Raw genomic sequence first — 23,380 nt, 5'->3', positions numbered from 1 at the left:
TGTGTTTTCATCTTCTTTTCCCATAAATACTTTTCTTTGTTTTTTAACAATCGGTTGCAAAATAAAACAGGCAGAAGTTCACGTGGAATCTTCTGCCTGCAAACCTAACGATGTCCCTTATAAACCTAAAAATATCCTTAATGAAAAAGGATGTCTTTCTTATGGAAAGTATTACTTTATCGATACTTTTATACCACCCTTGGCCGTACGGACGATATATGTGCCAGGAGCGAGACCTTGCTTTTTGAGGTCGGCAGGTATTGACGCCTTTGTGGTTTCAATACGAGTCAGCACCTTCATGCCGCCCATGGTAAAGACATCTGCCTCGAACGATGCCGTTGCCTCTATGTCGTCAATACCTGTGTCGATAATGACGGCGATGATGCCTTCAGAGAGCAGACGCGACGTATCCCAACCGAGACCGGCGGGAAGAGCCTGGAGGGCGAAGGCAGGAGAGCCGCTGATGGTTCCCTCACAGCTAACGACACGAACGTAGTCGCCGACAGCCGGTGTCCAGCCAGAGCCATAGGTGACGTGGATAGTACCGTCGAGCGCGGCATTGCCTTTCACTTTGAGGAAAGCCCAAGCTTGACTCTTCGCTCCTGTAATGCTGTTTACCGACAGCGAGTCGGCCTTTGTCTTGTTGACATAGATGTTTGATCCAGCTTCAGCCTTGAGATTTTTCTCTATGACAATATAGCCAACGTTCTTGTTCTGCGATTCGGCAGCATAAGTGCCCGGACGTAGCGAGCCACCATCCAGGAGGTTGACGCCGTAGCAATATCCCAATCCACGCAGTTCGCCTTCATCCTGCACATAAGTTATGGTCGGCGCCGTCATCGACATGGTGGCAGTAGCCTTATTAAGTTTCACGACACCCTCGACAATCTTCAGCGACTTGGCGTTGGCAAGCACATTCTCAGAGGCTATGGTCCATACACCCGTACCGTTCTTCACCACATTGCTTCCATTGATAGAGCCAGAGAAGTTGAAGTTGACGTTCTTTCCACCTATGGTGAGAGTGTTGGTGCTTGAACCATAATATCCGCCGTTGCTGATATATCCCGAACCCATGAGAGCGCCAATGGCGAAGTTCTTGCCGCTGGTATTGAAAGGCGTGTCTTTCGTAAAGCGGGCATCAACGTTGAGAGTGGCTTGCGGTATGCCGTGAGTATTGTTGAAGTCGAATACCGGTTCGTAAGCATTCTTTTTGCCACGCTTGGCATTGATTGTACCTGTAAAACCGCTCCAGTCGCCGTTAAATGGGCAGCGAACCCAAGTGGCGTAGATGTCGATGGTGCCAGCACCTGTGAGTTTTCCTGTATAGTCGCACCTGCCGTCAGGATACCAACTTGCCGTCGAACCCTCAGGCACATCGATGTTGACGTTGTCTGAGTTACTGCTGTAGATGGTGTTTTCAGCCTTGAGCACCACCTTTTTTCCGTTGAGCACCACCGTCTTACCATTGAAGTGAGAATCGCCGAAGTCATACACTGTTCCTCCTTCGATATACAGCTTGTCGTAGTCGGCAGAGCCATTGAGCTGCAGCGTACCCGTACCAGTCTTGTGTAAGTCGCGGTCTTTTCCGGTGTTGTTTTTCTTCACGGCACCGTTGAGGATGAGCGTGCCCGTAGTGTTTATCGTGCCGCCCTTGTCGCCTATGACGATGGTGTGTGAAGCCGTCATATTAGATGTGGTCTTCAGCGTACCGTTATCCTCGAGAGTGATGGTGTTAGACACATCGCCAAGAGCGCCGTATTGCAGGCCGTCGTTGTTGGCTAGCGATGCGGGAACAAGCGTACCGCCACTTACTACCGTACCGCCAGAGTACTTGTTCACATTATTTATATTCACGGTGCCGGAACCCTCAACGCGGAGTTGGATGTCGCCTTCAATGGCTCCGTCGCCCGAGACTGTATAAGTCTTGCTGTTGTTCTTAAACACTACGCTGCCTGGAGTGATGTTCTCGGCAATGTTGACTGATGTGGTAGAGGCATTGTCGTCGAAGGTCACATCGTCGCCCGTGACGAAGGTATTGTCGGAAGAAGAGAAATTGGCCGTGTTCATCAAGTCCCATGTAGAACCACCCTCGCCCGTCCATGTCACGCTCTCGCTCTCTCGGCCGTCCTGGATGGTCATCGTGATCTTTCCGTCAGCATAAGCTAACTGGTATTTCTTTCCCGAGAGTCCCTCGACCACGATGTCGGCAATGTTTCCTGTCAGTTCTGCTACCTCAGCCAGCACATAATCTCCAGCTTGCGGTGCAGAAGTGAACTCGAATACAGGCGCATCGTATTCAGGGCCGTTCTCCCAGTTCTTTTTCTCAATGGTCATCTTTGTTGCAACAAACTTATCGACGTTATTGCCTTCCGCGTCGAAGACTATACGTGCGCCGAAGCCCAGGTTGAGTTCTGAAGTGGAAAGCGAGCCTGTCTTGTCCATGCCGCCAAGATAGATTACAGAGCCGTAGTCGGCCTTGATGCCAGCATTAAACGTACCGTTAGAGTTCAACTTGGCAAAGCGGTTGAGCCATACGGGGCTCTTCTCCATGGTTCCGTCAAACTGCAGTGTTCCAGCCCACACGTCAGTGTTGCCGCTGTATGTCTCTTTCACGTTTGGCAAGACGAGTGTTCCGTCGCCCTGCTTCACCAGTCGCATATTTCCGGTAAAGGCGCCTCCCGTGAGCGTATGAGTATAATAGGTATAAGATATCTCTGTGTCTTTTACTGTGCACTCGCTTGGCGCGCTGCCCTGCACCCATGAAGGAGCATTGTCGATAAATACCGAAGGAGCGGCTCCGTCGGCTACGGCTACGGTAGCGTCGCCGTTAGTGGCCAGCAGCGCCTGCTTGTCATTGAGGTCGGTACCGAGTGCTGTCGTCACCTCTACGCGTCCTGTTGTGGTGAGAGGAGGAGGCGCGATGGTTATGCCTTCGAGTTCGCCGAGGAAGTAAGAGGCGTGAGGCGGCTGGTTGTAGCCGCAGGGTTGCCATACCATGGCGTTGCGGTACTGATGGTCATACCATAGCGAGTAGTTGCGCCACTCGGTAGGAATGGTAGAGGTATAGATGCGAATGTTATTGTCAGCCGTACGCACGATGACCTCCTCTCGCCAGTCGCCGAAGATATCGCCCTGATAGCAAGGGGTGGCCTTGGTGCTGTTGTTAGAGTAAGCTCCCGAGAAGGTTGCGAGTGTGCCCACTCCTGGTTTGGATACTGTGATATTGTCGTAACATTCCTCTTGTAGGTCGCCGTCCCAATAGATGCGGAAGTTCATCCCGAGTCCGTTGGTGTTCACGTTGACATGATCGGCAATTACTGTTGAGATGGGTGTATCGTGAGCTCCATAGCACACGGCACCAGGAAGAGAGTTATAGAAGTTTCCTGCAATGGCACGTCCGGCATCGTTGGTATCGGTCATGCGGTAGTATATCTTCGACGTGGTGGCGTCGCGGAAGTTGTTGGCGGGATTATCCTCGTTGCAGGCGAATATCTCCTGTCCGTGACGATAAGGGTTAAGGTCGCTGACATGGTGAGCATCGCCATGTCCGAGTCCTGTGGTGGAGAGTCCCATTCCGTTATCGTCAATCACCATCGAGCCCCATACTATCTCGTCGCGTCCGTCCCAATCCACGTCGGCTATTGAATAGTTGTGATAGCCCTGTCCATACCATGGCGAGCCTGGCTTGTTGTTAGTCCAATACCAACGTACGCTGAGCTCGTGTGACGTAGGATTCACGTCGTAGGCGATGAACTTATGTCTTGTATAAATACCGCGACCAAGGAAGATGCTCGGATGCTTGCCGTCGAGATATGGCGCACCGAAGAAGTTCTTGCTGCTTCGGTGGCCGTAGCCGTCGCCCCATGCAGCCTTAAGGTCAGTTTCGCCGCTCTCGTATCTTTTCAGCGGATACTCAATACACTGGTATGGCTTGCCCGTCGCTCCTTCGCAATAGTAAAGGAATTCATTGCCGTAGTATGTAAACCACTCCACTGAGCCAGAGCCTTTGGGTATGCGGTAGTTTGTCCACGACGTGCCGTTCTTACCGTCGGCACCGATTGTGTATGTTGTTCCGTCGGCCATGTGTACTGTTGAGCCCTCTTCGAGTCGCATTACAACCTCTGCCTTGCCGTCCATGTCCCAGTCATATCCTACTATGTTCTGTTCGTTGTTTTGGAAGTCGCCCATGTTTGGACCGCAGTTCACCCACCACAGCACGGTTCCGTCCTGCTTGAGGCATGCGAGCATGGAGTATTCCTTTGTCTCCACACCGTTGATGGTCGGTCCGTTCTTGGGATAAAGCTGTTCGCCTTCCTCCTTGTTGTCGAACTTCATGAGTATCTCCACCTCGCCGTCTCCGTCAACGTCGGCACAACAGGCGTCGTTAGGCACGTAGGTTGATTTGAGCGAAGCGTCGTGCATGATTTTTATTGTCTTGTAGTTGTTGGTGAGCACCTCGGCAGTTTTCGATGCAGCCTGTTCCACGCCGTTCACCACAGCCTTCACTGTATATTTGCTGCTGGCAGAACCGGCGGCATCAGTAAAGTTCGACACGTTGAGCGGTTCGCTGTTCACCTTGGTGCCGTCGCGATAGAGATTGTATTTCACGTCAAAGTATTCATCGGCTTGTATTCTCCACGAACAATACACGCCACCTGTAGTTTGCACGGCAACAAGACCGCGGTCAAGCCTGTCCGTAAATCTCTGTGCCATAGCCACGTTATACGATGCGAATGCAGCGATAACGAATGCGATAAGTTTCTTTTTCATAAACAGTATCTATTAGGTTTCTTATTTTGGGTGCAAAGTTAATAAAAAAAATATAACAAGACACTCAATTTTCTGATTTTCACCTATACTTTTTGGCACAAGGCGTAATAAAAACAAGTCATCAAGACACACTGACTCTTACCAGCATCTTTCATTCTACAATGACGATGGATGTACTGAATAAAATGGAATCTTGGTCATAACGATAGAAGCCTAACTACTCAGCTGCTATCTGACTAACTATTATAACTTATTCATTACAGCTGAAATGATTTCCTCACGATGACTGCTTGAATATGATGTGAATACGCTTTCGTTTTATGTTCCGCAGTGCGGAACGTACATTCCGCAGTGGCGAACGTATATTCCGCAGTGGTGAACGTACGTTCCGCACTGCGGAACATAAAACGAGAGCCCCATGGTATTAAATTACAATAGCTTTCGTGAATATTTATAGATGCCTGCCTTCACATATTTATAACAGGCAAGTAGATGCTGTCACTCTCGCGATCGTTCGCATTCTATGTTTTTTCATTTTCTTCTATCACTTCTATCACAAACCATATTAACAATCTTACTGATAGACAGTTGGATAGTGATAGAAGGAGTGATAGAAGCGTGATAGAAGTGATAGAAGAAAGGTTTTTAACTACAAAATTGCAGGAATTTACTACATATATAATTGACTTAATGGGTAATGGAGTCAGGTATCCAATGAAACTTAAAGATTGAATGTTAAGCATTATAAAACTAATATAAGAGCGAAAATCAGGAAAAACGACAATAAATATATGTTTTTCTTTGGAGAAATAGTTTTTTTTTGTATCTTTGCCGAAAAATTAAAGAGCACAACTATGAAGTACCCAATTGGAATACAAAGCTTTGAGCGAATACGTGAAGACGGTTACGTTTATGTTGACAAGACGGCATTGATTTATGAGCTTGTCAGCAAGGGGACTATTTATTTCCTCAGCCGCCCTCGCCGCTTCGGCAAGAGCCTGCTCATCTCCACACTCGAAAACTATTTCCTCGGACGCAAGGAACTATTCCATGGGCTTGCAATAGAAGCGATGGAGAAGGAGTGGAAGGAATATCCTGTGTTCCATATTGACTTCAACGGTGGTAACTACGACAAAGACGGAGAACTCGAAAACCGTATTCTTGGAAATCTTGAGACATGGGAGAACCAATGGGGCAAAGACCCAATAAACAAGGAACTTGGCGCAAGGATTGCCCATGTGCTTAAACAAGCGCACGAGAAGTCTGGACGACGTGCCGTTGTGCTTGTCGACGAATACGACAAGCCGCTGCTCGACGTTATTGACACTGACTATACAGGATTGCTCAACGGGAAGGAAACAAAACTTGAGGACATACATCGAGGGATATTAAAAGGTCTGTACAGCGTGTTCAAACTCGCCGACAAGCATCTGCAGTTTGTGCTGCTCACGGGAGTGACGAAGTTCTCGCAGGTCAGCGTGTTCAGCGGTTTCAACCAGCCGAAGGACATCAGTTACGACTCCCGTTTCGACACACTTTGCGGCATCTCGAAGGACGAACTTCTCACGGTGTTCAAGGAGCAGATAAGGGAACTTGGCGAGATGAACGGCATGACAGAGGAAGAGACAATAGAAAAACTGAAACGGAAATATGATGGTTATCATTTCAGTAAACAGATGAAGGACATCTTCAATCCGTTCAGCATCTTGAACTGCCTCGACTCTAAAGATTTCCAAAACTATTGGTTCTCCACCGGCACCCCGACGTATCTAATGCGTCTCTTGGCAAACAACCATGAAAACATCAACGAACTGGCAGGCAAGGAATATTCAGCCGCAGAATTTGTAGATTACAAGGCAACAAAGCAAAAGCCGCTGCCAATGATCTACCAAAGCGGATATTTTACCATAAAGGGCTATGACCCCACCTTCGATGTCTATCGTCTCGATTTCCCCAACGAGGAAGTACGTAGCGGAATGGCATCGGCTCTTGCATCTGATTATTTCAGTTCTGGAAACTACTCGGATTCACGGATTGTTGACGTGACCCGTACTCTTCTTAGTGGCGACCTCGAAAAGTTCAAACTTCAACTTACTGCCTTCCTCGCCAACATCTCCTATCGCTTCCAGCGCAAGCAGGACGCTATGGAGTGCGAACGTCACTTCCAATACACCTTCTATCTCATCATGTGCTTGCTTGGCAGATATAACACATATATTGAGAAGGAGACGAGCCAAGGGCGCATTGACTGCATACTCGAGTGTCCCGATTATGTATATATCTTCGAGTTCAAACTCAACTCCACGGCGGAAGTTGCCTTGAAACAGATAGACGAAAAGGGATATGCCCAACCATACGCCGCCGACAAGCGCAAGATATACAAGGTAGGCATCAGCTTCTCTTCCGAAACAGGCACCGTAAACGACTTTGCCTACAAGCCTTGCGAGTAATTGCATAGATGGAGGAAGTATCAGTCTTCAAGCATCAAGCGGGAGTCAATTCGGGTGAACACCCTGATGGCAATAATTAATTTGGCTTAATCCATTGCAGCAAGTCACACTCCACTATTCGCAGTTCATTGCGAACCTTGTCGCCATCCTTTGCCTTGAAGAGGTCAAGCTCGTTGGCCACGGGGGCGGCAAGCTCCTTGATATTGCCAAACTTGTCGGAGTCGGAGGCTGTGCCTTGCAGTTTGATGGTTATGCTGCCCGCAGGTTGGGATGCGGCAAGGGGAAGGTGAACGTAACCTAATGACACGGGAGTCTTACCCTCCCAAACGAGGGTGTCGTCGGCGAAGATCTGCAGGGGATACTCCCTCTTGCGCCATCCCGTAAGTTTGAGCACCACCTCATCCACGCGCGCCTTTTCCGCAAGCTCATATCTTATCCATGCCGTTGACATCCTGCCGTCGTTCTTCCATTCTGTGTCCTCACTGTCGTCGTAAGAGCGGATGGCATCCTGCTGGTTGCATCCCGCAGTGGCAGACTTGCACTGTATGGTGCGCTTGATGTCCTTATAGGAAGGAGTGGCGGGAGTCTCTGCCCTAACAAACTCGAAGGGTGCGTTTGCGGCATCCTTCTTGGCATCAAGGGTGATGGACGATGCAGGCATACCGTCGCAGGTGACGTTTACACGCACAACGCCCTCTTCGCCGGTGCTTCTCAGTAGAACACGGTTTACGCCACATTCAAGGGGCAGTGACTTGGAACGGATGCAGTTGGTGTCATGGCTATCCTTGCCTATGCCGCCTATCCATTCCGCCGGACCCTCCACTGAGAAGTGAAGCATATTGGTGGCTAGAGGATTGCGGCGACCCTTGTCGTCAAGAGCCTCTATCTCCAAGAGAACCATGTCGGCACCGTCGGCAACGAGCTGGTGGTTCTTTATATTGCTGATGCGAAGCGAGGTGGCCTTGCCTGTGGTCTCTATGCAATGCTCGGAGAGAGCCTTGCCGTCGGCACTGTATGAAATGGCCTTGATGTTTCCCGGCTCGAAGGCTATGTTCTCAAAGACATGCAGGAAATGGTAAGCCACGGAGTCGCGTCCCGTCTCCTTACCATTGACAAAGAGCCTTACCACTGGAGCGTCGCTCACTACATATACCGTCTTCTTGAAATCCATGTTGCCGTTGTTCCTGTCACGGCAGTATTCCTCATAGTTCCAGTGTCCCACGATATGCGTCATCGACTTGTCTGGCGTAACCCATCCGTTCCACATCACCTGGTGTGCATAGAAAGCATCCTTTGGCAGACGCATGGCATCCACCACGCCCGATGTACGGTAGTTTGACTCACCACGGTTATGGGTGTTGGTGTCGGAGAAGATAATCTTCGTGCCACCATTTGACACTCGCAGTCCCGTTCCTGGGCGTTCCATCCAGTAGTCATACCATCGGCGCACCATCTCCACGGCAAACTGGTCGTTGTTCTGATTGTATGCCGAGGCGTCGGCATCCCTGTAGAGAGGACCGTCGCCATGCTTGTGATATGGATACGACCAGTCGTCCCAATAGCGGCGCAGAGCCTCGTCGCGGCAGTATTCCATTGCCCACACGGGCTTTCCCGCCGACTTGTTGATATATAGCATCTCACCGCCATATTCGGCACATGTCGTCTTGTTGAGCATCTCGCGGCATCCTATGGCACGGCCTCCGTGCGGATCGTACTTGTCGCGCAGTTGTTTCATCTCCATCTGGTGTTCCTCGCTGATGCCCTTGTTGCCACATTCGTAGAAGAGGATGGAAGGGTTGTTGCGGTTGTATATGATGGCGTCCCTCATCAGTTCCACCCTCTGTTCCCAGTGTCTTCCCCTCACGTCCTTCTCGGCGTCTCCCGCGGGCATAGCCTGTATGAGTCCCACACGGTCGCACGACTCGATGTCCTGCTTCCATGGACATACGTGCATCCATCTCACAAGATTACCGCCCGAGAGTACCATCAGCTCATTGCTGTAGTCGCTCAGCCATGCCGGCACCGACATTCCCACTCCAGGCCATTCGTTGGATGTGCGCTGCGCATATCCGTGCATCATCATTACGCGATCGTTCAGGTAGGTCATTCCATCGCGGAAGGCAGTCTTGCGGAATCCTGTCGTGGTGGTCTGCCTGTCTATTTCCTTTCCCTTGACCGTTATGCTGGTGTTCACATCATACAGATAGCCATATCCCCACGACCAGAAATGCAGTCCTTCCACCATCTTCTCCGCACTGACAGTGCGTGTCTCGCCCTTGTCCAATGTGACTGGAGCTGAGGAGAAGGCAGACAGTGTGGAGCCGTCACGATCGATGATTTCCACATTATATACAAAAGTCTGTTTCTTGCCCGTCTCGTTTCTCACCTCCGACTCGGCATGTATGATAGCCTTCCTTCCCCTCACGTCGTGATTCTTGGCATAGACGTAAGTACCCGTTGTTCCGAGAGCGGAATAAAGTGGAAGTGTCTGATAGAGGCGGTCTGTCACGTGCAGCTTCACGTTCTTGGGCAGTCCGCCGTAGTTGGCGTTGAAGTTCTTGTTATTCCATTGAAATGAAGCCGGACTGAGGGTATTGTTCGGAAGGTTGTTGCCGTCTGCAACAACCTCGCCGTCAGTAGGTGTCCCCTTTTCCTTGTATGCCCATGAGTTGTCGGTTTTCACCTCGAGGACATTCTCTTTCCCTATGCGCATGTATGGAGTGAGGTCGAATCCGAATGCCATCACTCCGTTTTCATGCAGTCCTATTCTCGTACCGTTGAGGAACACCTCGGCAGCCTGTCTTGCGCCCTCAAACTCGATGAACACCTTCTTGCCCTTCCAAGTCTTGGGGGCAAGGAATGTCTTGGTGTAAGACACCTCCGCGTCAGGCAGTTTTTCTATAGGCGCCTTGAAAGCATACTCCTCGTTCCATGCCCGTGGCAGTGTAACCGATTTGTCGCCTATCTTCCATTCGGCATTAAAGTTCTGCGAACGCTGTGCATACGCCGCCGCGATGTTTAGGGCGGCAATTGCTATTATCGAAAGTTTTCTCATTTACTATCAAGATTAATATACTCCTTCTTTCATGGCATTTAACCTGCGTCTGAATGTCATTATAATGTTTTCTCCTTTTTGTTGGCAAAATTACAGAATTATTCTTTAATGACCAAACTTTTACTGAAAATTTTATTAAAATCTAATTTTTCGCCAAAAGTACAAAAAAAAATAAGATTTGGCAAATTATTAAATTTTATTTTTCACCAAATCTCACTATTTTCACTTCTTTTGGCTGATTTAAAATAAAAACGACGACCGGGACCGTCGCTATAGTAGCGCAGTCCCGGTCGGAAAAAGTATTTTATGAGAAGTGTGAATATTACTTCATTTCAGCACCTGAAACAGAGTAAGCCTTCTCGCCCTTAACGATAACGATACCGTTCTTGGTAGCGATCTTTCTTACCTTTGCTACAGTCTCCTCACCATTGATAGAAGAGATGCCTGCGCTGCCAGGAACGAAGCCCTTGTATGTCATAACCTTTACGCTGCTGATAGCAGTGTCATAACGATAGAGCTTGAATGTCTCGCCAGCAACAACAACCTCTGAAGAAGTGCAGTCGCCCTTGTCAGGACGGTTGTAACCACCAGTCTTGTTAACGATGAAGAAGTTTGGCTTGCTTGCATCGTCGCTTGTGTACTGAGGATCGAGGTGCATGTTGAGGTAGTTAGAACGTACAGCGCAGTCGCCGTCAACCTTTGTGTTTACATCGTAGTAAACCAATCCCTCGAATGGCATCATACACCATGCATAGTGATCGTTGAACACCTTGTAGAGAGCTGCATTTTCCTCAGATGGGATAAGTGGGAGAGCGCAAGTGTAAACATCGTTAGGACAGAGCACGTTCCACTTTGCATTCTCAGTACCGCAGTCAGTGTCGGCGAAGATGCCATGGCCTTCCTTAACCGATGTATAGGAAGCGGCATTGTCTTCAACATAAACCTCGTTTGTTCCGTCAGCCTTGTAACCACGCTTCTCAGATGACATGATACGATCCCAGTGTGACTTACCTGCAGCGTCAACAAGCTCTACCTTATCCCATCCAGACAATCCTGCATTGATCTCGTCGTATGTCATGATGTAGCTCTTATCCACAGCAACAACATACTCAGCGTTGTTAGTGATAGTAACCTTCTCAGATGGAGCATACCATTCTTGAGGGTGAGTACCGTCGAATGAGTACATCTCAATGGAACCTGCATCAGTGAATTTAACTTTCTCGCCAGAGAGGATGTCTTTCTCTTCGATTACAGAGCCAGAAGCATTCTTTACGATGCACTTGATGGTAACCACTGGATTCAAGAGAGTGTTAGAGTTGTCGGCAGTGATAGTGTATTCCTTACCATAGCCAGCCTCAACGTTGGTGATCTTTGCAACTGGAACTGGCATTGCTATAGTCTCGCATACTACAGGAGTAATGATTTCGTCAGAAACCTTTGCCTCATCATCATCGAGAGAAGTCCAAACCTTCAGGTCGCCAGACTTTGTACAATAGATAATCTTCTTTCCGAAGTATTCCTCAGCGTTCTGCTCAAACTCGCGAGTATCGTTAGCGTCACCATAGCCTACAGTATATTCCTCACCGTCGGCATAAGCATTACCAAGAGCGTCCTCAGCATCGCCCACCTGAATCCAGTGAAGTGTATGACCCTCGCTGAAGTCAACATAGTATGCACGCTGCTCGCCGATAGCTGCGAGAAGATCTACAGAAGGTTCAACAGCGAATGGACCCTCAGCCTTGTAAGAGAGACCCATGTTAGAGAGCTGAATTACAGAGTTGGCACTGTTGGTTGACATTACCCAGATACCAGCACGGTTCTCTTCGCAAACATAGTTGTGAACACCGGTCTTTACCACATTACCCTCTTCGTCAGAGATAGTGTAAGTGGCAGTCTTATCAGCAACGTTTATCTCAACTGCGAAAGAATACTTAACACCGACGTTAAGAGTAGCTGTTTCAGATTCCTCTGTAGGTGTGGGCCAATCGCCACGTGCAGTAGGATTCTCGTTGATAACGATGTCAGCGGTCTCAGCTGTGGAAGCTGTTACACGATAACGGAAGAAATAGTCCTCACCCTCGTTGTTAAACCAGTGATAGTTGTGTGAAGACACGCGAGAGTCTGTAGCTGAACAAGCGTTGACAGGGAGAAGCACGAACTCCATGTCAGTACGTGTAGCATTGACGGTCATCTTCATGTCCTTAGAGAACTTGTAAGTGTTGTTAGGCAGAGAAGCCACGTCAACCTTCTTCCAAGCATCCTCGTTCCAGAAGCGGTTAATCATACGACCACCATTGTTGGTGAGTTTTACCTCAAGGTAGTCCTTGCCAGGAGTGAGGGTCATACGACCTGCATCCTGAAGAGTCCATCCGTCAGCCTTGTCGGTTGGAATCTTGAAGAAGAACTTGTCCATCAACTCTGCTTTTGCCATCGTACAGCAGATGAGCATAAGCAATGAAATTAAAGTAAACTTTTTCATTTTACATTGTTTTTAGTTAATATTAAAAAAAATTGTTGTCTCTTATTGTTTAAATAATTGAGTATGGAGGGAGGAGAGGGAAATCAACGTCCCCGCTCCTCACTCCACTCTCAGTATATTACCATCCTGGATTCTGCTGAATAGCGTTGCCAGACTTCATGATCTCGGTCTGCGAGAATGGGAAGAGGTTCCACTTCGCCTGCCACTGGCCATCACCACGAGTCACAGCCACCTTATTATATGTGAAGGTGCCATCCTCGTTCTTGGTAATCTCCATGCGGTGGATGTTCATGAACTTGTCACCATCCTCCATCCAACGGCGCACGTCATAGAAGCGATGTCCCTCGAAGGCGAGCTCTACACGACGTTCGTTCTTGTACTTAGCCCAGAACTCGTCGTTGTTCATGCCGATGGCAAAAGCAGGCATGCCAGAGCGTGTTCTTGTCTTGCTCGCCATCTTGGCGGCTGTCTGTGAAGCAGGCACAGCCACGGTCTGGGGCTGTCCCTCAGCGTCGTTGAATGTCACACTGCCACTTGCGTCAGCTGCATTGCCATTTCCCGAAGCCTTGAAATACTGGAAGAGAGCCTCGGCGTAGTTGAGGTACATGGCACCCATGCGGAAGGTGAGCCATCCGTGAGGCGATGTGGTGACAGCCACGCCTGAGCGTGCGCGCAGTATCTGGTTAGGATTACAGAACTTCTTCAGATAGTAGCCGGTAGGTGTGGCGTACGACTTACCTGCTGCATTACCTGTACGAGAGTGATATCCGCCGATGTATGTCTCCACTGTTGGGTGGTCGGCGCTGTAATCGGCGAGGTCGTTAGGCCATGCATCTCCATTGAGCACGACGGTCTTGGTGAGACGTGGGTCGCGGTTGTCGTAAGGGTTAGCCTCGTCATAGAGATCGCTCTCGGCGATAGTCTTACCGTCGGTACACTCGAAGGCATCGACGAGGTCCTGTGTAGGGCAGTTGCCGCCCTGACCTGACGAGTAGCCTACCGGGAAGTTATATCCCTCGAAGGTGTTGGCAGAAGCTGTTCGGCGAGCGAAGATAATCTCCTTGCAACTCTGGGTGTTAGAGTAGTAGTCGGTAGCCCAGAGAGTCTCGATGTCGTCAGCCAAGCCCATTCCCTTAGCCTCGGCAGCGTCGATAAGCTCCTTGCAAGCGCCAACGGCGGCAGCCCAGAGGGCTTTCTTCTCGTCGGCAGACTTACCCTGGGTGAAGAGAGGAGAGGCATGATAAACGGCAGCCTGAGCCTTCAGAGCGAGCACAGCATACTTGTTGGCGCGGCCAGTCTCAGCCTTGGCGAGGATAAGTTCCTTGTCGGCAGAGTAGTCCTCGATAATCGAGTCCTTGATGGCGTCACACTCCTTTGCGATGAAGTTGAAGATGTCGTCGGCACTTGAGCAAGGCAGTGCTGTCTCCTCTGTACCTGTGGTATTAGTGGTCTTGAAAGGGACGCCACCATACTGGCGGAGCAGTGTGAAGTAGAAGTAAGCGCGAGCCCAGCGAGCCTCATACACATAGTTTTTGTAGAGATACATCTGCTTCTCGTAGTCGAGGTTGAGCTTAAACTGCTCAAAGTCGAGGTTCGACCAGTTGTCGATCACCTCGTTGCAGTAAGTGATGCCCTCGTATGCCGAGGTCCAGATGGTCTGATGAGGATTGGCGGCGCTCCAGTTGCCGTTATAGAAATCCTCCACCGAGTTTCCGTCATGGCTGTATTCCGACTCGTCTGTTGCCGACGAGAGCATGGCTCCCGAGAGGTTTCCCCAGTCGGTGTCGATGTCGTTGTATATCATTGTCATGAGTCCTCCCACGTAAGCGAAAGAACGCTGTATATACTCCTTGTCGTAGGCAGTGTATTCATTGTAGTCCATGTTGCAGGACGACAATGTCACCGCAGCCATTGCAAAGCCTAATATATTCTTTTTGAATTTCATAATCGTCGTGTATTAAGTTTAGAATGTTACGGCAGCGCCGAGCTGCAGGCTTCTTGTCAGAGGCTGTGTGGTGCCGTAAGCGGCAGCGTCAGCTTCTTCGAGATTGTCGATAGTGAAGAGGTCGGTACCACGCACATAGAGTTTCACGTTGTTGATCACGCTGAGTTTCTCGAGCACGCACTTTGGCAGGTGGTAGTAGAGTTCCACGTAGCGCAGTTTGAGATAGCTGCGGTCAAACATGTTGAGAGTGCTGTTCACGTCGTTGTTGGCGTTTGATGTGGTAGAGAGGCGTGGGAATGCCGGGTTCTCGGTGTTGCCACGTTCAGCCGACCAAGAGTTGTCGTAGAGATACTGCGACAGTGTGTTTGTAGCCACAGCCGAGCGGTAGAGTCCGTTGGTGTTCATGAATCCTGTCCACTTGCCCACTCCCTGGAACATAGCGTCGAGACCGAAGCCCTTGTACTCTGCTCCGAGGTGGAAGTTATAGTAGAGGTCAGGAGCGGTGGTGCTGTAGCCGATGGCCTTGCGGTCGTTGGCGTCGATGATGCCGTCATTAGTGAGGTCAACATACTTCACGTCGCCAGGATAAACCGTGGTGAACGATTGTACAGGATAGCCTTTCTGCTGCATTTCGGCAGCCGAGATGATGCCGTCGCCGTTGACGTCGTCGCTCTTCTGGAAGAATCCGTTAGCCACATATCCGAATGCCTGTCCGTAACGCTCGCCGGTAGAAGAGGTGTTGGCAAAGAGCTGTGGAGCTTCTGCCTGTTCCTTCACGATGCTCTTGTTGAGAGTGAGCGATGCGCCGAGGCTTACGGTGAGGTCTTTGTTTATCTCCTTGGTGTAGTCGGCTGAGATGTCGAAGCCCTTGGAGTCGATCACGCCGACGTTCTCGTATGGAGCTGTCAGACCGAACACGCCTGTGTAGCTGCCAGCCGTAGAGTACCATATATTATAACGGTGCTGGTAGTAGTAGTCGAGCGAGAGGTTGAGCCCGCCGAAGAGTGTGGCGTCGATACCTACGTTAAACCTGCTTGCCTGCTCGTGTCCGAGCGACTGTGTCATAGCGGTAGAGAGATAGGTGTTGCCCCACTGTGTACCGGTGTATGTGGCGTCGAACGGATAGGTGTTGGCGTTCATGAGATAGAACTGGTTGTAGTATGTCCATACGTCGTCGCCTGGCAGCACGTCGAGAGCCTTGTTACCCCACGATGCGCGGAGCTTGAGGAAGTCAACCCATGTGACGTCGTTCATGAATGCCTCGTTAGAGATGTTCCATGCAGCCGACACGTTGGGCGAGAATGCCCACTTGCTGCCTGGAGCCAGACGGCTTGAGCCTGACTCTACGAGAGCCACGTCAAGGAGGTAACGGCGGTCATAGCCGTAGTGTGCGAAGAGCGAGATGTTGTGGCGATAGACGGTGGTGTTGGTACCGGTCTTGTCGCTGAACTCATAGTCGTACTTCAGCTGTCCATACACGTCGTGCTTCTCGGCGAAGGTGCGGTTGTAGTTGAGCGAGCCGTTGAAGATGCAGCGGCGTATCCATGCGTCGTTGCCCGAGGCGGTGCCCATGTTTGAGTCTGAACCTTCTACAGAGGCGAGTGTGGCGTTGCCGTCAGCGATGACGTCGCCGTTGTTTGTCACCTGATAGTTGCTGTAACGGTAGGTCTTCGAGTGGTTCTCATACACGTTCGACCATGTGTCGTAGCCGAGCTGTCCCTGTGCGCTGAGTCCCTCGGTGATGGCAGAGAGATCCTGCTCGAGCACGAGGTCGGCATAGAGGGCGCGCTGGTGGTTCTTGTAGTAAGCGGCGCCCTGGCTCTGTGCCACGGGGTTGCTGGTGGTGAACACTGAGTTACCGCCCCATACGGCGTCGTTGACCTTCACGGGGAAGGCGTTGGCAGGCACCTTGTAGATCATCGACCAGAGGTCTGCCTGGTCTCCAGGCTGCGACTGCTCGGTGAGCAATCCGAAGAGATGCGTGTGTAGCTTTGTCTTCGGGCTGAGGTCGATATCCATATTAGAGCGGAGCGTACCGCGTGTGTATTTGTTCTGTGTAGAATATCCGTCGTTCTCGTAGTTCTTCACGAAGCCCTTGTTGGTAAGGAGCTGTACGTTGGTGAAGTAGCGGAAGTTTTTTGTACCTCCCTTGAACTCGAGGTTGAGACGGTCGTTGTTAGACACGTTGCGGAAGGTCTCGTCGGCCCAGTTCACGTTAGGATAGTAGAGCGGGTTGGTGCCGTTCTTGTAAGCGTTGATCACCGCATCGCTGTAAGCCGCGTTACCGCCCTGGTTGCGGTAGGCCTCGTTGACTGCCGATGCGTATGTGGCGGCGTCGGCCATCACGGGTTTGTTGGTGAGGAACGAGAACACGTGGTCGTAAGAGAAGGTGAACGACTTGGTGTTGTACTGTCCGTGCTTTGTGGTGACGAGTATCACGCCGTTTGCGCCCTTATATCCGTAGATAGCTGTTGCGGCGGCATCTTTGAGTATCTGTACGCTCTCCACGTCTTCAGCCACTACGTTCTCTATAGCGCGCTCCACGCCATCGACGAGGATGAGCGGAGTGCTGCCGCTCGATGTCTGCAGGCCGCGTATATAGAATGTGGGATTCTGTGCGTGGAAGAGTCCCGAACCGTCGAGGCTGACGAGTCCCGAGCCTTGTCCGAGGATATTGTTACCGATGTTGCGTGCGCCACGCTTGTTGACGTCCTTGTTGGTGATCACGCTGACAGCGGCCGTCGATTGTTCGCGTGTGAACAGTCGGTTGGCGCCGATGTCAACCGTCTGGTCCTTATATGCAACGGAGTCAGCTATGTCACGCTGTGCCATTGCAGGCAGGGCAACGCCTGCGAGCAATGTCAGCATAAATATATTCTTTGTTTTCATATACGAATTCATTTTTCAGTTATTACTCCCAACCTGGGTTTTGGACAAGACCATATTTCTTGTTGATCTCTGCTTGTGGCAGTGGTTCAAACAGCCACTTCTTCACCTCGTCGCTCTTTGGGTCTTTGTTCCAGAGGTAACGGCTGTTGCCTGTGATGTTCTTTATAGAGTTGAGGAAGAACAGTGGCTGTGTCGATGACGCGTCGTTGTCGCGGTCGGCGCCAACCCAAGCCACGTGGCGGCTGACGAACACCGTTCCCTGCTGTATCAGACGATACTGCTCGAGTCCGTGCAGCTGCTTTGTCATCCAGTCGGTACGCTTCAGGCGTATCATGTCAAACCAGCGTGCGTTGGTGAGTCCGAGCTCGCGTACACGCTCGTCGAGGAGCTCTTCCATAAACTCTGTCGATGTCTCACCGTTGGCAAGTGTGACAGGAGTTGTGGCGGCAGCTGCCACTGAGGTAGCTGTATATCCCTTAGCCTTGCGCCATGTAGAGTTGGTCCAGTGGCGTGCTGTGGTGGGCAGACCCACGCGTGAGCGAACCATGTCGATCATCTTCACCGCCTTGTCGTAGTCGGGTGTTGAACGCATCACGAGAGCCTCTGCATACTGCAGGTAGAACTCTGGCAGCGACAGTGCCACCCACTGTGTCGGGAAGCGGTAAGAGTCGGCACTTTGGTCAGCTGTATATGAGCCTGTACCGAGATAGTACTTGTTGAAGCCGTAGCCCGAGCCAAACATGGTGTTCTGCTGTGTGAGCACGCCAGTACCGCCGTTGTTACCGTTGTACCAGAGCTCCCAAGGATAACCAGTCATAGAGGCTGTTGTCCAGTCGAGGTTCATGTTCTGTCCGTTGACGATACACTCCTCGTAGAGTCGTGGGTCGCGTGTGAGCGTGGTGTTGATCTGTCGTCCGCCGGCAGGCACGTCGCCGCTTACAAACATGGTGTGGAGCGACTTGGCATTACGTGTGATGGCACCAGTGAGCTTGTTGGTCACGAAGTTTGTCACAGTGTATTTTGTGCTTCCGTCCTCGAGTTCCTCAACGGTCATGTCAGGCTCGGTAGCCTGGTCTTTGTAGGTCTTCTTGGCAGCACTCTCCCAGTTGAAAGGCTCGCCGTCGTTCCATGCGAACTTCTCTACGTACTCGTGAGTTGGGCAGTAGGCATTACGTGGCACGTCTTTCGAATACCACTGGTGCCAGCCATAGCGTGCGGTCTGCATAGGGTCGTTACCATATACGCGCACCTGATGGAGAGTCTCGGTAGAGGCGTTGAGGAAGTATCCCTGACGGTAGGCGAGACGATAGTAAGGCACCTTCTTTGCCGCTGTGTTGGCAGAGGAAGGTATCTGTGCCTGTACCAGCTCATACTGTCCGTTGCTCTGCAGGGCGTTGTAGAAGTCGTCGCAAGCCTTTGCGAAGGCATCCCAGCGCTGTTGGTATTGCGATGGGTCGAGATACATGATGAATGGCTTCACCTCTTCCGAAGCACCTGCGTAATAAGGCTTTCCGTCTTTGGGGTTGAGCAGTGGAGAAGCTGCAAACTGCAGGATCTTACACTTCAGCGCCATCGCGCCGGCCTTTGTCCATCGGCCGTTCATTGTGGCAGGATTAGAGGTGATCCAAGGGAATGCACTCTCGTTGATAGCCTGGTCGAGCTCGCCTATCATCCAATCTACACACTTATCCACAGAGTCGCGTGGCATCTCGTTGTTGGCTTCGCTGGTCTCCAGGGCGTGGTCCATGATAGGAATGCCGCCGTAGTGCTGGAAGGTGTTGAAGAAGGCATCAACCATGAGGCAGCGTGCCTCGGCCTTGAGACGGTTTTTCTCGTCCTGTGTCATGTCGGCCTCTGGAGCTCTATCTACATTGTCGATGAAGATATGTGCGGCACGGATGCTGTACCACTGAAACTCCTTGTCGTAAGAGTAGAGCGGACCGTCGAGACCGTCAGAGCGGTTGGTAGTGGCGGTCATGGCGCCGGTGTAATACTGTCCATATACGGCTGCACCGTTCCAGAAGAGGTGCCAGCAGTCTGTCAGCGCGTCCATCTTTCCTGTGTAGGGGTTGCCTGAGTGTGGCATGTAAGCGCCACCGTTGGCATAGGGCAGACCATAGTACTGCTTTGAGTAGATACCTACAAGAAACTGACGCGTATATTCTGCATTATTGAATACGGTATCAATAGTTGCTGTAGAGCTGGTAGCCTTGTCGAGGGCGGCGTCGCCCACGGCGATGTTGTCGGTACAAGCTGTGAAGGCTGCTCCGGCAATCAGCATGGCTATCGCACTACGTGAAAATATATTGTGTTTCATTTTTATACCTTATTGTATTTATACCTTATTATATATATTAGAAGCCCACGTTGAGACTTATAGTGTATGTACGCTGCAGTGGGTATGAAGGCGAGTTTGAGGCTCTTGTCTCAGGGTCGCCCCACTCGTATGGAGTGAGTGTGAAGAGGTTGTAGCCAGAGAGAGTCACCTCACACTTTGTCATACCGATCTTCTTGAATGCTGGGTTGATAAAGTCGTAAGAAACCGATACGGTCTTCAGACGCAGGTATTTAGCGTCTTTCTCCCAGAGGTCTGAACCAGCATAGTTCTGCACGGCGTTGCTCCATGTGGCACGTGGGTAGAGTGCGTTAGGATCTTCGTTGGTGCCTGGAGTCCATGTGTCGTTGACGTGATAAGAGAGCAGACCGCCCTGTGTGGTGTTTGACGAGCAGAAGAATGGCTGACGGAACACGTCGGTGATGTAACGTGACACGTTCCATGCGCCGGTGAGCTGTGCGTTGAATGTGATGCGCTTCCAGTTGAAACCGAAGTTAAAACCTCCCATATACTCTGGGTCGTCGGTAAAGCCGTTGTCGCGAGTCATGTCGTTCTGGTCAATCTTTCCGTCTTTGTCAAGGTCAACATACACGCAGTCGCCTGGCTGGAGGTTAGTCACGAGCTGTGTAGGGAACGGAGTGCCGAATGTCTGCTCGTATTCTGCCTTTGTCTGTTCGCCTTCGTAGTACTTCCAGAACTGATACATCGAACGTGCGCCGATACGATGGCCGCGGCTCAACATGTAGTCATTCTTCTGTGGAGTCTCTTTCATCTCGATGATTTCGTTCTGGTTGTAAGAGAGGTTGAGCTTGGTCCAGAAGCGGAAGTCCTGACCGATCTTGTCGTTATAAGACACTGACACTTCCCATCCCCATGACTTTGTCTCACCGGCATTGGTGTATGGCATGGTGAAACCGAGCGACGAAGGTACGGTGGCGTCGCGCAGAAGGATGTCGGTACGATGCTCACGATAGTAGTCGAATGTGGTGCGGATGCGGTCGCCGAAGAAGTTCATGTCAAAACCGTAGTCCTGCTTGAATGCCTTTTCCCAACCTATGTCAGGGTTGTTTTTCACTGCCTCGTAAGCTCCGGCGATGCCCGAGATACCTGCATCGGTACCTGACTGTGCGTTACCGAAGAGGTAGCCGTAGGTGTCGGTGAGAGGCTGTGTCAGACAGTTGGTCATAAGTCCCCATGAGCCAGTGATATATGGGTCGGCGAGATACATGAAGCGGATAGCCTCGGTGGTCTTGTCGTTACCTACGAGACCCCACGATGCGCGGAGCTTGAAGAAGCTGATCACCTTAGACACTGGCTTCCAGAATTTCTCCTCGCTGGCAATCCATCCGATAGATCCTGCTGGGAAGGTACCGAAGCGGCGACCAGGAGCGAAGTTCTCAGAGCCGTTGTAACCCATATTGAACTCTGCCATATACTTGTTGGCATAGTCGTATGTCACACGACCTACCAAACCTACATACGAGCGTGGCACGTCGGGATAAGAGGTGCCTGAGTAGTAATACTGCTTCGACTGGTTGTAGAGCAACAGCGCGTTGACGGTGTGCTTGCCGAACACGCGAGAGTAGTTGAAGCTACCTTCGAGATACCAGTCGCGTCCCTTGCCCTGCGAAGCCTTGTAGGAGGGCTCGGTGTCGTTGCCGTTCTGGCGATATACTATATAAGGTGTGCCGTCGGGGTTGAGGATGACGTTGCCAGCCTCGTCATACTGCACGAGAGGGTTGAACGTAGCCACGCCACAGTTACCCTGCTTGTTGACGGTGAATGCAGAGTTGTACGAGCCTTTCACCTTGAAGCTCAAGCCCTTGGTGATGAAGTCGAGTTTCTGGTCGAGCACGAGGTCCATCTGCAGCTTGTTGACGTTAGTCTGCATGAAACCATTGCCGTAGTATGCCATACCCGAGCCGCCGAGGAACGGAAGGTTGAGACCGTCGGTATAGTCAGTGGTGCAATATACCATCTTGCCGTCAACGATACCTGGGCTTGAGAAAGGTGTAGCATAATAGATGTTCTTGATCATACCTCCTGAGCCTTGTCCGGTGTAAGGCTTGTCGGCGTCGTTGACGTTACCTGCAACGTTGAACGACAGCGTAGTGGTCTTCGTGGCCTTGAGGTCGAGGTTACCACGATAGTTGAAACGCTGATACTGGTATCCGTAGTTGTAGCCACGGTCGAACTCCTTGAACAGACCGCCCTGTGCGTAGTAACCAGCAGAGATGAAGTACTTCACGCGGTCGGTACCACCCGAGATGTTGAGGTTGTGCTGCTGCTGGAGGGTGACGTCCTTCATGATGTAGTCTGCCCAGCTGGTGTTAGGGAAGCGGATAGGGTCGCTACCGTCCTTAAACTTCTGGATGATGCCCTGCGAGAAGCTCGGAGTGAAGGCGTTTTCTGCCATGAAGGCATCTACGCTTGCATACTTTCCGTTGGCAACAGACACGTTGGCGTTCTGCAGGTAGTCGTTGTACGACATCTGGTTGTAGAAGTTAGCATACTCATAAGAGCTGGCCTGCTCCACCATCTTTGTCGGCGAGAGTGCGGTCCACGAAGTAGAGACGCTGATCTTTGCCTTGCCCTCAGTACCGCGCTTGGTGGTGATGAGCACCACGCCGTTAGCACCGCGCACACCGAAGACGGCGGTAGCAGAAGCGTCCTTGAGCACTGTGACGCTCTCTATTTCGTTAGGGTCGATGTCGGCCATCGTACGCTCCACACCATCCACCTGGATGAGCGGGCTGGAGTCGCCCCATGTGGCCTTACCACGCACGAAAATCTCGGCGGCGTCGCTACCAGGCTCACCCGAATACTGCACCGTGGTGACACCCGAGAGCTGTCCTCCGAGCACGTTGTTTACCGAACCCACTGATGTTCGGATAAGGTCTTCACTCTTGACGCTCGAAACGGCACCCGTCATCGTGACTTTCTTCTGAACGCCATACGCCACAACCTCGACGCCTGCAAGCTGCACACCGGCGGCAGCCTTCAGCTGTACGGTCATTCCCTCTTTTGCGGTAACGATTATCTCGTCGTAACCGATGTAGGTAATCTTGAGTTTCTGACCTGGTTTGGCATTAACACTGAAGTTACCGTCGAAATCGGTAACAGCACCATGTGTGGTGCTTCCTCCCACCACAAGGATGGTAGCACCAATAACGGGTTCGTTGTTTTCATCGACAACCGTACCCTTGATTGCCTTCGCCTGCTGCATGTTGTGCACTTCGGCTTTGACGGTCTGTCCTCCGGCAAGAGGAGCCATCGTCATAGCCATACAAGCCACTGTGAACTGCAGGAAGGGGTTCAACTTATTTTGTTTACTCATATTTAATTAAAGTAGGTTTTAATCACGCTACATGTTAGTTTATAGAAATTTTGCTGCAAAGGTACGGTTATTTAATATACCAATGCTTTAGTTTTTGCTAAAATACCGATAATTTTTGAT

The 23,380-nt window shown here is 50.9% G+C and carries 8 protein-coding genes; 1 reads left to right on the top strand and 7 read right to left on the bottom strand.

The window, feature by feature from the left end:
- Positions 1–171: 171 nt before the first annotated feature.
- Positions 172–4,770, bottom strand: a complete 4,599-nt coding sequence (locus CIK99_RS02720; protein ID WP_094379523.1) for an autotransporter-associated beta strand repeat-containing protein — start codon at positions 4,768–4,770, stop codon at positions 172–174.
- An 854-nt stretch (positions 4,771–5,624) separates the two neighbouring features.
- On the opposite strand from CIK99_RS02720, the gene CIK99_RS02715 reads away from it, so the two are divergent.
- Positions 5,625–7,220 (top strand): ATP-binding protein, encoded by a 1,596-nt coding sequence (locus CIK99_RS02715; protein WP_094379521.1) that lies wholly within the window; start codon positions 5,625–5,627, stop codon positions 7,218–7,220.
- Between the two features lie 76 nt (positions 7,221–7,296).
- Here CIK99_RS02715 and CIK99_RS02710 read toward each other — a convergent pair whose 3' ends face one another.
- From CIK99_RS02710 to CIK99_RS02685, 6 genes are all read right to left on the bottom strand, one after another.
- Positions 7,297–10,275: a glycoside hydrolase family 2 protein gene (locus CIK99_RS02710; protein ID WP_094379519.1), complete on the bottom strand. Its 2,979-nt coding sequence runs from the start codon at positions 10,273–10,275 to the stop codon at positions 7,297–7,299.
- 322 nt (positions 10,276–10,597) lie between these two features.
- Positions 10,598–12,754 carry a hypothetical protein gene (locus CIK99_RS02705; RefSeq protein ID WP_144007876.1) on the bottom strand — a complete coding sequence of 719 codons (2,157 nt, stop codon included), beginning with the start codon at positions 12,752–12,754 and terminating at the stop codon, positions 10,598–10,600.
- Between the two features lie 118 nt (positions 12,755–12,872).
- Positions 12,873–14,699, bottom strand: a complete 1,827-nt coding sequence (locus CIK99_RS02700) for a RagB/SusD family nutrient uptake outer membrane protein (protein WP_094379515.1) — start codon at positions 14,697–14,699, stop codon at positions 12,873–12,875.
- Positions 14,700–14,717: 18 nt separating this feature from the next.
- Entirely contained in the window at positions 14,718–17,588 is a 2,871-nt protein-coding gene (locus CIK99_RS02695; RefSeq protein WP_094379660.1) for a SusC/RagA family TonB-linked outer membrane protein, read from the bottom strand.
- Positions 17,589–17,610: 22 nt separating this feature from the next.
- Entirely contained in the window at positions 17,611–19,905 is a 2,295-nt protein-coding gene (locus tag CIK99_RS02690; RefSeq protein ID WP_094379512.1) for a RagB/SusD family nutrient uptake outer membrane protein, read from the bottom strand.
- A 37-nt stretch (positions 19,906–19,942) separates the two neighbouring features.
- Complete coding sequence (locus CIK99_RS02685; protein ID WP_371590819.1) at positions 19,943–23,260, bottom strand: SusC/RagA family TonB-linked outer membrane protein; 3,318 nt, start codon at positions 23,258–23,260, stop codon at positions 19,943–19,945.
- Positions 23,261–23,380 lie beyond the last annotated feature (120 nt).

Source organism: Prevotella sp. P5-92, assembly GCF_002251245.1.
GTDB lineage: Bacteria > Bacteroidota > Bacteroidia > Bacteroidales > Bacteroidaceae > Prevotella.
This window is presented reverse-complemented; position numbering and strand designations above follow the sequence as displayed.